The organism is Micromonospora sp. NPDC000207 (genome assembly GCF_040300925.1).
Classification (GTDB): Bacteria; Actinomycetota; Actinomycetes; order Mycobacteriales; family Micromonosporaceae; genus Micromonospora.
On record NZ_JBEPEQ010000042.1, the window covers coordinates 1 to 12,983 of the forward strand.

A 12,983-nucleotide genomic window follows, 5' to 3' on the forward strand; every position below is an offset into this window, starting at 1 on the left:
CGCCCCCCACGCGGACACCCGCCCCCCGACCGACACGGACACCCAGGCCGTCACCGTCGCCGAGCCCGTCCCCCGGGCCGGTGCCCTCCTCCGGGCCGACGTCGCCGGCCACTGCGACACCCACAGTCGAACCGACAGCAACCGGATCGGCACCGGCGCCGGAACCATCCAGACTGGTGGAACCGACCCACGCCGACAGCGCCGCACCGAGCGAACCCGCCGGGACCGAACCGGCGGGCACCGGTTGACCCGATGCCCGCCGGAATCGACCAGCCCGTGCCCTCGTCAGAATCGACCAGCCCGTGCCCTCGTCAGAATCGACCAGCTCGTGCCCGCCGGAATCGACCAGCCCGTGCCCTCGTCGGAATCGACCAGCTCGTGCCCGCCGGAATCGACTAGCCGGTGCCCTCGTCGGTGAGGCGGTGCCGGTTCGCCTCGATCCAGGCGTCCAACGCCGCCGGGTCGTCCGGGTCGACCCCGTCGGCCATCAACTGGGCCACCGCAGCTGTCGCCGGGCTCCGCCGCTCACCCGTCGAGTAGAGCCTGGCGAACTCCGGCACCATCTCCTCGATCGCCGTGTCGGTCTGGGTGAGCGCCGACTCCGGCAGGCCCCGAAGTCGTCCGGCGTGTCCGGCCCACGCCCGCAGCACCCGGGGAAGCATCGCCGCGTCGTCCATGTCCAGGACCGCCCGTCGGTGCACCCAGTCGAGCAGGAACAGCCCGGCCATCGCCGGACTCCACCGCATCGGGTCGGCGTCCGGGAAGCCCGCCGCGTGGTCCAGAACCAGACTCAGACAGAAGTGCAGCGAGGCCAGTTCGTCGCCGTCGAGGTCGGTCAGCCCGAACCGGGCGGCCTCCGGCCCGCCGAGGAACCGACGGACCAGTTCGGTGCGCTCGTCGGCGGTCGGCGGCTCCACCGTCGGGGGCGGCTCGGTGGCCCGGCCGGGCAGCAGCGCCAGCCGTGCCCCGACCAACGCCCGGTCGGTGGCGAGCGACCCCTCGGCGGGCAGGTTTCCCAGGTCGTCGGTGATCGCCAGGTGCCGGGTCACCTCGTCCCGCATCCGGGCCGGGTCCTCCTCCCGGAACCAGGTCAACTCGTCGGCCCCGCAGAGCGTGCGGACCTGGGCCACGATCGGCTCGGCCGGGTTGCCGATGAAGACGTCCTTGGTGATGCCGATGTTGTGGTCGACGAGGGCGACGAGGGCGTGCTCCGGCCCACCGCCCTCCTCGTCGTACGCGAAGGTCGCGAGGTAGGAGGTCTGGTCGCCGTACACGTCGCCGTAGGCCCAGGTGCCGGTGAGGTGGACCCGGCCGAGCTGCCCCGACCAGGTCGGGGCCTGGGCTCCGGGACGGACCCGGGCCGCGCCGTCGGCATCCGGCACGAGAGCGGCGAAGACCGAGCGGATCGTGGTCGCCGCCGAGGTCCGGCGGCGCGCGGTGGCGGCCAGGAATCCGGTCACGAACTCGCGGACGGCGGTGTTCCGGTCGGTTTCGGCGATCGCGTACACGCTGCCGAGCAGGGCGGTGCCGAGCATCTCGGCGTCGAGAGCGCAGTCCAGCCTGGTCACGTCGCGGGCGGCATGCAGTACCGCGTCGTAGGGGGTCTTGGGCGTGGCCATGTCCAGACCCTACGCCCACACTGGCCCGGCGACACCAGTTGCGAACCCGCCCCGCCCCGACGTCACCGGCCCGGTCACCGGCGGGCGGCCCGCAACGCCGTACCCGCCTCCTCGTACGCGGTGAGGACGGCACGTACCGGGGTCAGCACGTACTCCTCGCCGACCTCCCCGACGGCTGCGGTGAGCCGCTGGTCGGCGCGTCGGCGGACCCGTTCGGCGGCCCAGCGCACCACCGGACCGGTGACCGCCGTCAACAGCAGCCCGGCGAGGAGGCCCCCGAGCAGGAGCGCAGTGGGCAGGGGCACCTGACCGAGCTGTGGACCCTCCGGCGGGGGCAGGCCGAGCACCCGCAGCGCGTACCCGAGCACCAGCCAGCCCAGCCCGGCGACGGCGGCGACGGTGACCAGCCACTGCACCCCGCCGATCAGCCGCCACCACACCGGCCGCTCCGGGACGCCCAGGTCGGTGCCGGCGACCGCCCGGTCCAGTCCGTCCGGCAGGTCGGCCAGGCGGGACCGGGCGGCTGCGGTCACCGCAGTCGACCAGCCCTCCGGCATCCCCTCGGCGGACCGGTCGGCGACGGTGCGGATCGCCAGCCCCAGCGCCGACCGTTGGGCGGCGGTCGCCTCCGGCACCGAGGTCGCCGGGAGCAGCTTGCGGTCGTCGGTCCCGGCCGGTGCGTCGAGCGTGGCGGTGCCGTCCGTCCCGGCCAGGTGCAGCCGGTTGAGTGGGTCCGGTCGCAACCGTCGCCAGCCCCGCACCACCGGCCATCCCGTGGCCAGCGCGGCCCGTCGCCGGTACGCCTGCCGGACCGCCTCGGTCACCGCCGGGACCCCGGCCGCCCCGGCGAGCGCGCCGGTCAGGGCGCGGGTCGCCGCCGGGTCCGGCCCGGTCCGTGCGGTCGCCGTGCCGACCAGCTCGTCGAGCCCGGCGACCACGGTGTCCGCGTCACCGGCGAGGCGACGCAGCACCGCCTGCCGTTCGGCGACGGTACGCTCCAACACCTCCCGCAACTCGACCATGCCGTCCGGGTCGATGGCGGTGGTGGGCAGCAGCGGCACCCCGCCCAGACCGTCCCGGTCGAGGAGGCGGCGCAGGTCGTCGAGGACCCGGGGCAGTTCGTGTCCGGGCAGCCGGTCGGCCTGGTTGAGCACCACCACTGTCACGTCCCGGTGCCTGTGGAACTCGCTGAGGTACCCGGAGTGGATCACGCGGTCGGCGTACTTCTGCGGGTCGACCACCCAGACCACCAGGTCGACAAGGCCGAGGAGGCGGTCCACCTCCAGTTGGTGCGACCGCTGCACCGAGTCGAAGTCGGGCAGGTCGAGCAGGACCAGCCCGTGCAGGGCGGTCTCGTCGTCACCGTCGAGGGCGCTCTCCCTGACGAACCGGTGCCGGGGCAGTACGCCCACCCAGTCGAGCAGCCGGTTGGCCCCGTCCAGCGGCCCCCACACGCAGGCGTGCGCCACCCCGGTGGTGGGTCGGCGCACCCCCACCGGCGAAAGGTCCATCCGGGCGAGGGCGTTGAACAGGCTGGACTTTCCGCTCCCGGTCGCCCCGGCCAGGGCGACGACCGTGTGGTCGCGGGAGAGCGCCAACCGGGTTCCGGCCCGTTCCACGAGGGTGTGCGCGGACACGAGTCGGGCGTCCGGCAGGTAACCGTCGACCACCTGGAGGAAGTGCCGGATCCGGTCCAGGCGGCCGACCAACTCGTCGGCGTCGACCCGCTGGTCACCCCGGAGCGCGTCCCGCACCCGACCCACGATGCCCGTCAAGGGAATTACCTTCCGTTCTCGTCGGCGGCTGTCCGGTTCACGTGCCGGTGCCCTCGGTGGGGGTCGGCGCCGCCTCGATCAGTCCGCTGTGCCGACGGGTGACCTCCACCCAGGCTGCCGCGCCGCGTAGCTCGGCGGCGGTGGCCGGCTCCGGGCGGGCCTGCTCGGTGCGCGTCAGGAAACGCGCCGCCTCCTCGTCGAGCAGGGTACGGACCCGCTTGAGCAGGTCGGCCCGAGCCTTGGCGGCCAGGGTTCGTACCGCCTGGTCGCCGAAGATCGCCTGGAGGACGGCCTGGGCGGCGACAGTGGTGCCGGCCCCGGTGGCAACCTCCGCGCCGGTGGGGATGAAGGCCGTCGAGGCGAAGACCGCGATCATCACGGCCAGCCCGGTGGCGTTCACCGCGTACGCGGCGGTCCGCGCCACGAACCGTTTGTCGCCGCCCTCGGCGCGGACCAGCTCCAGGACCCCCCGCTGCCAGTCCCGGACCAGACGTTCGGCGCGTTCGGGCAGGTCGTCGGAGGGGTGGGCCAGCTCGGCGGGGAAGAGTTCCGCCCCGGCGGGATGGGCCCGACACCCGGTGTACGCGTTCTCGGCCGCCTCGGCGGCCACCCCGCGCAGCAGCGTGACCAGTTGGGACTCGATGGCGGTCCGGAGTTCGGCGGCGGGCGCCGGGCGGCGGGTGACAGTGGCGACGAGCCGGTCCCGCAGCCGCCCGATTCGGGCCTCCAGACTGCGGAAGAACTCCCCGGTCCCGACGAACTCCTGCCAACGGGCCAACACCTCGCCCCGGAGCAGCCGACCGTCACGGAGCCCCTGCTCGACGGTGCGGTGCCCGCTGCGGTACGCCGCGCGTACCCGCTCGTCCAGCGCCTCGGCGGCGGCGGTCTGCTCGTCGGCGGCGGCGGCGAGTTCTTCGAGGGTGGGCAGGAGGGCGGCCAACGCGCCGTCGAGCGTCTGTCGGATCACCGCCGTCCGGGCGTCGGCGTCGGCGGCCAGCCGACTGAACCAGGTGGCCATCGGCAGGGTGGCCCAGTCCGGGAGCATGCCCTGCCCGTCGACCTGGGTCTCCGGCAGGACGAACAGGGGCGCCGACCCGAGGTCCTGCTCGGCGAGCATCTCCGACAGGTGGGCGGCGACCTCGTCGATCGCCTCCGGCGGCACCCGGTCCAGCACCATGACGATCACGGTGCCCCGGGCCTGGGCGGTCCGCAGCAGCTCCCAGGGGACCGCGTCGGCGTACCGGGCGGCGGTGGTGACGAAGAGCCAGAGGTCGGCGGCGGAGAGGAGTTGACCGGCCAGGGTCCGGTTGGCGTCGACCACCGAGTCGATGTCCGGCGCGTCGAGGAAGGCCAACCCCGGGGGGAGGGCCGGGGCGTTGACCAGTTGCAGGGTCCCCGGATCCTCGCTGGGCTCGTTGGTACGGGTCAGGCCGGGCAGGAGGTCGCCCTGACGGAACCAGGCCGAGTCGGCCGGGTTGCAGACCAGCACCGGGGACCGGGTGGTGGGCCGCAGCACCCCGGCAGCGCTGACCCGGGCCTGCACCAGGCTGTTTACCAGTGTGGACTTGCCCGCTCCGGTGGAGCCGCCGACGACCACCAGCAACGGGGCGTCGAGCTGGGCCAACCGGGGTAGGAGGTAGTCGTCGAGCTGGTTGACCAGGGCGGTCGCGGTGCGCCGGGCCGGGCTCGCCGAGGGCAGTTCCAGGGGGAACCGGGCACCGTCGAGCACGCAACGGAGTCCGGCGAGTGCCTGGGGTAGCCCGTCGCCGTCGGTGGGCTCCGGGGTCGGAGCGTGATCCGTCTCACTCCGCGCCGGGTCCGAGGGGGCGGGGGTGGGTGCGGGTGGGTCCTGTGGGTGATCCGACCGGTCCGGACCGTCGCCCGGTCGCCCTGCGTCGGCCGCGACGGTGGGCACGCCGGTAGGGGTGGCGGACTCGCCATGCGGGATCACCGCTAAAGCGTGCCCGACCGACGCAACGGAAGACAACAGCAGGGTGCCCGAACGTGAAGTTGCGTCGGGTCCGCTCAAGTCCGATTTGACGTTCGGCGGTGGCGTGGCACTATTGAGTCACAGTCACTCAACTTGTGGTGGGTCCGCTCCGATCGGGGCCCCCGCCAGCCCCAACGGTAGAAGCGAGGAAGCGAAGATGGCACGTGCGGTCGGTATCGACCTCGGCACGACGAACTCCTGCGTCAGCGTTCTCGAGGGCGGTGAGCCCACGGTCATCGCCAACGCAGAGGGCTCGCGGACGACCCCGTCGATCGTCGCGTTCGCCCGCAACGGTGAGGTTCTCGTCGGTGAGGTCGCCAAGCGCCAGGCGGTGACGAACCCGGACCGGACCATCCGGTCGGTCAAGCGGGAGATCGGCACCAACTGGGCCGTCGACATCGACGACAAGAAGTACACCCCGCAGGAGATCTCGGCCCGGACGCTGATGAAGCTCAAGCGGGACGCCGAGGCGTACCTGGGCGAGCAGATCACCGACGCGGTGATCACCGTCCCCGCCTACTTCAACGACGGTCAGCGTCAGGCCACCAAGGAGGCCGGCGAGATCGCCGGCTTCAACGTGCTGCGGATCGTCAACGAGCCGACCGCCGCCGCCCTGGCGTACGGGCTGGACAAGGGCTCCAAGGAGCAGACCGTCCTGGTCTTCGACCTTGGTGGTGGCACGTTCGACGTGTCCCTGCTGGAGCTGGCCGAGGGGGTCATCGAGGTCAAGTCGACCAGCGGTGACAACAACCTCGGTGGTGACGACTGGGACCAGCGGGTCATCGACCACCTGGTCAAGACCTTCCGGGGTGAGCACGGGATCGACCTCGGTCAGGACAAGATGGCCCTCCAGCGGCTGCGTGAGGCCGCCGAGAAGGCCAAGATCGAGCTGTCTGCGGCCACCACCACCAACATCAACCTGCCGTACATCACCGCCGGTTCGGCCGGTCCGCTGCACCTGGACGTGACGCTCAGTCGGGCCGAGTTCCAGCGGATGACGCAGGACCTGCTGGACCGCTGCAAGGGTCCGTTCGAGCAGGCGATCAAGGACGCCGGGATCAAGCTGGCCAGCGTCGACCACGTCATCCTGGTCGGTGGCTCGACCCGGATGCCCGCCGTGACCGACCTGGTCAAGCAGCTCACCGGCAAGGAGCCCAACAAGGGCGTCAACCCGGACGAGGTCGTCGCCGTCGGTGCCGCCCTGCAGGCCGGTGTCCTCAAGGGTGAGGTCAAGGACGTCCTGCTGCTCGACGTGACCCCGCTGAGCCTGGGCATCGAGACCAAGGGCGGCATCTTCACCAAGCTGATCGAGCGCAACACCACGATCCCCACCAAGCGCTCCGAGGTGTTCAGCACCGCCGACGACAACCAGCCCTCGGTGCTGATCCAGGTCTTCCAGGGTGAGCGGGACATCGCGGCGTACAACAAGAAGCTCGGCACCTTCGAGCTGACCGGTCTCCCGCCCGCGCCGCGTGGCGTGCCGCAGATCGAGGTCACCTTCGACATCGACGCCAACGGCATCGTCAACGTGCACGCCAAGGACCTGGGCACCGGCAAGGAACAGAAGATGATGATCACCGGCGGCTCCTCGCTGCCGAAGGACGACATCGAGCGGATGCGTCGGGACGCCGAGGAGCACGCGGAGGAGGACAAGCGTCGCCGCGAGGAGGCCGAGACCCGCAACGTGGCCGAGGCGCTCCAGTGGCAGACCGAGAAGTTCCTCGCCGAGAGCGGCGACAAGCTCCCCTCGGAGAACCGCGACCAGCTCAACGAGGCCCTCGGTGAGCTGCGTGGCGCCCTCGGTGGCACCGACATCGAGAAGATCAAGTCGGCGCACGAGCGGCTGGCGCAGGTCTCGCAGCAGGCCGGTTCGCTGCTCTACGCCCAGCAGTCCGAGCAGGGCGAGCAGCCCGGTGCGGGTGCGGGCGACCCCGGGGCCGGTCCCGCCGGTGCCGGTGGTCCGGCCGGTGCTGGTGGTCCGGCCGGTGCGGCCGGTGGCACCAAGCCCGCCGGTGGCCCGGACGACGTCGTCGACGCCGAGATCGTGGACGAGGACAAGAAGTGACAGGCCGTCCCCGACCCGAACTCATCGCACAAGGATCGAGGTGACCCCATGACGGAGAAGCCACGAGCCGCCGACCCGGAGCAGACCGGTTCGGGGTCGGGTGGCTCCGCGCCTGGCAAGCACGCCGCCGAAGATCAGCCGCGGGTCGTCGTCCGGAACAATCGCAAGATCAGCGAGACGGTGGAGCCGGTGGCGGCCGACGCGGCCGCCGAGGCCCCGGCCGAGGGTCTCGTCGAGGAGGCCGAGGTCGTCGTCGACGAGATCGAGGTCGAGGTGGCCCCCGCCGGTCCGGCGGTGGTGGACGCTCCGGCCGAGCCGGTGGAGAGCGTCAAGCCGGCCGAGTCGACGGAGTCCGCCGCCCCGCTCGGCGCGGAACTGGAGGCGCTCCGCACCGACCTGGACGAGCGGACCCGTGACCTGCAACGGGTGACGGCGGAGTACGCCAACTACCGCAAGCGGGTGGACCGGGACCGTTCGGTGGTCCAGGAACAGGCGACCGGCTCCGTGCTGGCCGCGCTCCTGCCGATCCTCGACGACCTGGACCGGGCTCGCGAACACGGCGACCTGGTCGGTCCGTTCGGCACCGTCGCCGAACAGCTCACCACGGCCGTGGGCAAGTTCGGGCTCACGCCCTTCGGTGAGCAGGGCGACGCGTTCGACCCGACCCGACACGAGGCGGTCGCGCACCAGACCTCCGCCGACGTCACCGAACCGACCTGCGTCCAGGTCATGCGCCGGGGCTACCTGCTCGGCGAGCGGCTGCTGCGACCGGCGATGGTCGCTGTCGCCGACCCGGAATAGTACGAATCCGTGGCTGGGTCGTCCCGTCCGTCGACAGACGGGCGGGACGGCCGGGTCACGTCTGGCAGGGGGTGGACGGTTGAGTTCCAAGGACTGGATCGAGAAGGACTTCTACGCCGTACTCGGTGTGGACAAGTCCGCCTCCTCGGATGAGATCAAGAAGGCGTACCGGAAACTGGCCCGCGAGTCGCACCCGGACCACAACCCGGGCGACCCGAGGGCCGAGGAACGGTTCAAGGCCGCGTCCGAGGCGTACAACGTGCTCTCCGACCCCACCCGCCGCCGGGAGTACGACGAGATGCGCTCGTTGTTCGGCTCCGGCGCGTTCCGGCGTGGTGCCCGGACCGGTCAGGGCGGTGCACCGTTCGACGTCTCCGACCTGTTCGGTCAGGCGGCCGGCGGCGCCGGTGCCGGTGACAGGCGTTTCGGGGGAGGGAACTTCTCCGACCTGTTCAGTTCGATCTTCTCCGGCGGTGCCGGTGGTGGAACGGGTCGGGCGGCCGGTCCGACCCGGGGGCGCGACGTCGAGGCCGAGGTGGCGTTGGACTTCACCGACGCCGTACGCGGGGTGACGCTCCCGCTGTCCCTACGCGCCCCGGGGGTCTGTGACACCTGTGGTGGCGACGGAGCAAAGCCCGGTACCCAGCCACGGCCCTGTCAGGTCTGCCACGGTGCCGGGGTGACCACCCGGAACCAGGGGGCGTTCGCCTTCTCCGAGCCGTGCCGCAACTGTCAGGGCGTCGGCACCGTGGTCGACGAGAAGTGCCCGGAGTGCCGGGGCACCGGCGGGGTGACGAAGACCAGGACCCTGAACGTCCGGTTCCCCGCCGGGGTCGCCGACGGCCAGCGGATCCGGTTGACCGGTCGGGGTGAGCCCGGGGAGCGGGGCGGTTCGCCCGGGGACCTCTTCGTGCACGTGAAGGTCCGCCCGGACGACCTGTTCGGCCGCAGTGGGGACGACCTGACCCTGACCGTGCCGGTCACGTTCGCCGAGGCGGTCCTCGGTACGGATCTGCGGGTGCCGACCCTGGACGGGGCGGTGACCCTGCGGGTTCCGCCGGGTACCCCGAGCGGACGGGTCCTGCGGGCCCGGGGCAAGGGGGTGACCCGTCGGGACGGACCCGCCGGTGACCTGCTGGTGACCCTGGACGTGGTGGTGCCGGCGACGGTCTCCGACACCGCAAGGGAGGCGTTGCAGACGTTCGACGAGCAGACCCCTTCGGCTGCCCGGGAACATCTCGACGTCCGGGTACGTCGCAACGGATGAGCCATGGTGTTTGGTGCACGCGGAGGTGAGCGCGGTGACGTCGAACGAGTACGCCGGTTCGGACGATCCTGCCTACGACGCCAAGGTACTGATGATCTCGGTCGCGGCGCGGATGGCCGGGATGCATCCCCAGACCCTGCGCCAGTACGACAGGTTGGGGCTGGTGCAGCCGGGCCGGGCCGCCGGTGGCGGTCGGCGGTACAGCGTCCGGGACGTGGTGCTGCTGCGTGAGGTGCAGCGCCTCAGCCAGGACGACGGGGTGAACCTCGCCGGGATCAAGCGGATCATCGGCCTGGAGCAGCTCCTGGACCAGGCGCAGCAGCGGGCGGCCCGGCTGGAGGCGGAGTTGGACGCGGCGTACCGCCGGGTGGCGGAGCTGGAGACGTTGGCCCGCTTCCCCGGGCGTGACCTGGTCCAGACCACGCAGACCTCGACCGCGCTCGTGGTGTGGCGGCCCCGACGGCAGCCGGAGCGCTGACCTCGCCACCCCGTCGGTCGTACGCCGGCCCGGTCCGCCGATTCTCCGGCGCGGACCGGGCCGTTCCGTTTACCCTCGTTATCGGGCTTAATGGCATAAATTCGGGCTAATCGCTCGGCGAGGGGGAACCGTGGTCAAGTCTGCCAAGCGGGTGGCGCAGGAGGCCGAGGAGCGGCTCGACCAGGTCGCCGAGACGATCCGGCAGAAGTTCGACCGGATCAGCGACGACCGCTTCGCCACCCGGCGGCCCCGACCCGAACCGGCCCGAGCAGCCGACCGACCCATGGCGTCCGACCGACCCATGGCGTCCGACCGGCCCACGGCGTCCGACCGACCCATGGCGTCCGACCGGCCCACGGCGTCCGACCGGCCCTCAGCCACCGACCGGCCCACCGGATCCGACCGGGCTGCCACGGCGGGCGGGTCCGCCGCACCTGCTCCGGTCGGAAAGGCCGTCGGCTCGGATCCGGGCCGGACGGCAACCGGTTCCCGGGGTGACGCCCCCGGCGACCGGGGACGACAGGTGAACAGGTCCCCGATCGACAGGGCCCCGACGGGCAACCGGGCACCGGCGGGCCGCAGCGACGAACGGGCCCGACCGGCAGGCCGAGCCGAGCAGTAGGTCGGCGACGGGTCAGCCGAGGCGGCGGTTCTCCCGGACCAGGCCGCCCTCGCACCAGTCCCGGTAGACGAACAGGCCCGGCTGGGCCATCAGGGTCCGGGCGTTGTACGCCCAGGTCAGCATGAGTTCGTCACCGGTCCGTTCGGCCTGTTCGAGGAGCTTGCGGAGGCGACGTCGTGGCTGGGCGCGGAAGTTGGTCCGGATACCGTCGCCGGCGTAGATGTAGAGGCAGTGCAGGGCGAACCGGCGGGCCGGGCAGGCCGGATCCATGGCCAGGTCGAAGAGGGTCGTGATCAGTCGGTCCCCGGCGACCAGGAGGTCCCAGTCCTGGGGCATCGTGGTCAACTGCACCGAGTCCGGCCGGTACGCCCAGGCCCGCAGCTCCGCCGGGGAGGGGTCGACAGGATTGGCGAACCCGTGGAAGGTCGATCCCTGCACGCTCAACCGGACAACCTTCCCCGCGTCCCCGCCCGCGGCGGTACCGGCCGTTCCGCAGATCCTCGATGCTCGGGCCGAACGGTAGCGCGACAGCGGTGACCTGCGGAAGTCTCCGGGCGGGAAGAATCGGGTGACGGTCGGGTCACCGGTTCGGGCCGTACGGCCGACCCGGCGCAGGCAGTGATCAAGGTCAGTCCGGGGTGGGCAGCGGTTGGCGTATCCGGTTGTCGGCTCGCCCCCGTAGCCACTGCTTGAACCAGGCGGTGTCGGGCAGGCGGGCCAGCATCGGGCCGGTGACCACCGTGATCAACACGTACGCGGTGGCCAGCGCTGCCAACCTCGGCTCCACGGTCCCGGCGGACACCGCGAGTCCGGCGATGACGATGGCGAACTCGCCCCGGGGGGCCAACGCCAGTCCGGCCCGCCACCGACCGGGTTCGCCGACGCCGACCCGGCGGGCCGCCAGGTATCCGGTGAGCAGCTTGGTCCCCACTGTGACCACCGCCAACACCAGGGCGGGCACCAGCACCGGCGGCATGTCCCGAGGGTCGGTGACCAACCCGAAGAAGACGAAGAAGACAGCAGCGAACAGGTCCCGCAGGGGCGAGAGCAGTTCGGTGGCGTGGTGGGCGACCGGCCCGGAGAGGGCGATGCCGACCAGGAACGCCCCGACTGCGGCCGACACCTGCAACTTCGCCGCGATCCCCGCGACCAGCAGGGTCGATCCGAGTACGCCGAGCAGGAGGGCCTCCGGGTCCCCTGCCGACAGGGCGGAGGAGATCAGGTTGCCGAACCTGAGCGCCACCACCAGCACCAGCCCCACCGTGAGCATCGCCACGCCGAGCGCGATCCCGCCCCGGACCAGCCCCACACCGGCCAGCAGCGCCGTGAGCAGTGGCAGGTAGAGGGCCATCGCGAGGTCCTCGATGACCAGGATCGAGAGGACGACAGGTGTCTCCCGGTTCCCGACCCGGCCGAGGTCGCCGAGGACCTTGGCGATCACGCCAGAGGAGGAGACCCAGGTGATCCCGGCCAGCACCACGGCGGCCAGCCATCCCCAGCCGAGCAGGAGGGCGAAGGCGGCCCCGGGCAGTGCGTTGAGGACCGCGTCGATCAGGCCCGCCGGGGCTGCCGCGCGCAGGTTGCCGACCAGCTCACCGGCCGAGTACTCCAGTCCGAGCATGACCAGCAGGAGGATCACGCCGATCTCGGAGCCGACGGCGATGAACTCCTCGCTGGCGGCCAGCGGCAGGAGACCCCCGTGCCCGAAGGCCAGCCCGGCGAGGAGGTAGAGCGGGATGGGGGAGAGCCCGATCCGGCGGCTGAGTCGACCGAGCAGCCCCAGCCCGAACAGGAGCGCGCCCAACTCGATGAGGATGGAGGTGTCCTCGGGCATCTCTCAGCCGTCCGGATCGTCGTCGGCGAAGATCGCGGTGACCCCGTCGAGGCCCTGACGGGTGCCGACCACGACCACCACGTCACCGGCGGCGAAACGGAAGGTGGGGTCGGGTGAGGCGATGACCTCACCGTGACGCAGCACCGCGACGATCGAGGCGCTGGTCCGGGTGCGCGTCCGGGTGTCGCCGAGTCGACGGTTGACGTACGCCGAGCCGGCCGGGATCGCGATCTGTTCGGTGAGCAGCCCGGCGGCCTGCTCCCGCAGTCCGGAGAGCTGCCCGAGCATCAGGGACGCGCCGAGGATGTCGGCCAGCGCCTCGGCCTCGTCGTCGGTGAGGGGGACGTCGGCCTGGCAGGAGTCCGGGTCGTCGGGGTCGTACAGGACCAGGTCCCGGCGACCGTTGCGGTGGGAGACCACTCCGAGCCGCCGGCCCGACTCGGTCGTCATCTCGTGACGGACGCCGATGCCCGGCAGGGCGGTCTGTTCGACACGTACGCGCACCAGCCCACGCTACTCCCGTACCACGACG

11 protein-coding genes are annotated in these 12,983 nt (G+C 72.1%); 5 read left to right on the forward strand and 6 right to left on the reverse strand.

Going from position 1 to position 12,983, the window contains the following annotated elements:
- Positions 1-395: 395 nt before the first annotated feature.
- The 3 genes from ABT336_RS12855 to ABT336_RS12865 all read right to left on the reverse strand — a co-directional run bounded on the left by ABT336_RS12855 (position 396) and on the right by ABT336_RS12865 (position 5,345).
- Positions 396-1,619 (reverse strand): hypothetical protein, encoded by a 1,224-nt coding sequence (locus ABT336_RS12855; RefSeq protein ID WP_350896719.1) that lies wholly within the window; start codon positions 1,617-1,619, stop codon positions 396-398.
- A gap of 74 nt (positions 1,620-1,693) precedes the next feature.
- Positions 1,694-3,394, reverse strand: a complete 1,701-nt coding sequence (locus ABT336_RS12860; protein WP_350896720.1) for a GTPase — start codon at positions 3,392-3,394, stop codon at positions 1,694-1,696.
- A 37-nt stretch (positions 3,395-3,431) separates the two neighbouring features.
- The gene (locus tag ABT336_RS12865) at positions 3,432-5,345 is read right to left on the reverse strand and encodes an ABC transporter (protein ID WP_502891169.1); all 1,914 of its coding nucleotides are present in this window, start codon (positions 5,343-5,345) and stop codon (positions 3,432-3,434) included.
- Between the two features lie 196 nt (positions 5,346-5,541).
- Between ABT336_RS12865 and dnaK the strand changes: the two genes are divergently transcribed.
- The 5 genes from dnaK (at position 5,542) to ABT336_RS12890 (ending at position 10,617) form a co-directional block, all read left to right on the forward strand.
- Positions 5,542-7,449, forward strand: a complete 1,908-nt coding sequence (dnaK, locus tag ABT336_RS12870; protein ID WP_350896723.1) for a molecular chaperone DnaK — start codon at positions 5,542-5,544, stop codon at positions 7,447-7,449.
- Positions 7,450-7,497: 48 nt separating this feature from the next.
- The gene (grpE, locus tag ABT336_RS12875; protein ID WP_350896724.1) at positions 7,498-8,250 is read left to right on the forward strand and encodes a nucleotide exchange factor GrpE; all 753 of its coding nucleotides are present in this window, start codon (positions 7,498-7,500) and stop codon (positions 8,248-8,250) included.
- Between the two features lie 79 nt (positions 8,251-8,329).
- Entirely contained in the window at positions 8,330-9,517 is a 1,188-nt protein-coding gene (gene dnaJ / locus ABT336_RS12880) for a molecular chaperone DnaJ (RefSeq protein WP_350896725.1), read from the forward strand.
- 91 nt (positions 9,518-9,608) lie between these two features.
- Positions 9,609-9,995, forward strand: a complete 387-nt coding sequence (locus tag ABT336_RS12885) for a heat shock protein transcriptional repressor HspR (protein WP_350896758.1) — start codon at positions 9,609-9,611, stop codon at positions 9,993-9,995.
- A gap of 130 nt (positions 9,996-10,125) precedes the next feature.
- Positions 10,126-10,617, forward strand: a complete 492-nt coding sequence (locus ABT336_RS12890; protein ID WP_350896726.1) for a hypothetical protein — start codon at positions 10,126-10,128, stop codon at positions 10,615-10,617.
- Between the two features lie 12 nt (positions 10,618-10,629).
- On the opposite strand, the gene ABT336_RS12895 is transcribed toward ABT336_RS12890, so the two are convergent.
- The 3 genes from ABT336_RS12895 to ABT336_RS12905 all read right to left on the reverse strand — a co-directional run bounded on the left by ABT336_RS12895 (position 10,630) and on the right by ABT336_RS12905 (position 12,955).
- The gene (locus tag ABT336_RS12895; protein WP_350896727.1) at positions 10,630-11,061 is read right to left on the reverse strand and encodes a hypothetical protein; all 432 of its coding nucleotides are present in this window, start codon (positions 11,059-11,061) and stop codon (positions 10,630-10,632) included.
- Between the two features lie 184 nt (positions 11,062-11,245).
- Entirely contained in the window at positions 11,246-12,451 is a 1,206-nt protein-coding gene (locus tag ABT336_RS12900) for a cation:proton antiporter (RefSeq protein ID WP_350896728.1), read from the reverse strand.
- Between the two features lie 3 nt (positions 12,452-12,454).
- A complete protein-coding gene (locus ABT336_RS12905) occupies positions 12,455-12,955 on the reverse strand; it encodes a cation:proton antiporter regulatory subunit (RefSeq protein WP_350896729.1) in 501 nt (166 codons plus the stop codon).
- Between the last annotated feature and the right edge of the window lie 28 nt (positions 12,956-12,983).

Bases quoted from the DNA above. Each gene is read 5' to 3' on its own strand.
- dnaK (WP_350896723.1), top strand. From the start codon at position 5,542: ATGGCACGTGCGGTCGGTATCGACCTCGGCACGACGAACTCCTGCGTC.
- ABT336_RS12885 (WP_350896758.1), top strand. From the start codon at position 9,609: ATGATCTCGGTCGCGGCGCGGATGGCCGGGATGCATCCCCAGACCCTG.
- ABT336_RS12855 (WP_350896719.1), bottom strand. From the start codon at position 1,619: ATGGCCACGCCCAAGACCCCCTACGACGCGGTACTGCATGCCGCCCGC.
- ABT336_RS12900 (WP_350896728.1), bottom strand. From the start codon at position 12,451: ATGCCCGAGGACACCTCCATCCTCATCGAGTTGGGCGCGCTCCTGTTC.
- grpE (WP_350896724.1), top strand. From the start codon at position 7,498: ATGACGGAGAAGCCACGAGCCGCCGACCCGGAGCAGACCGGTTCGGGG.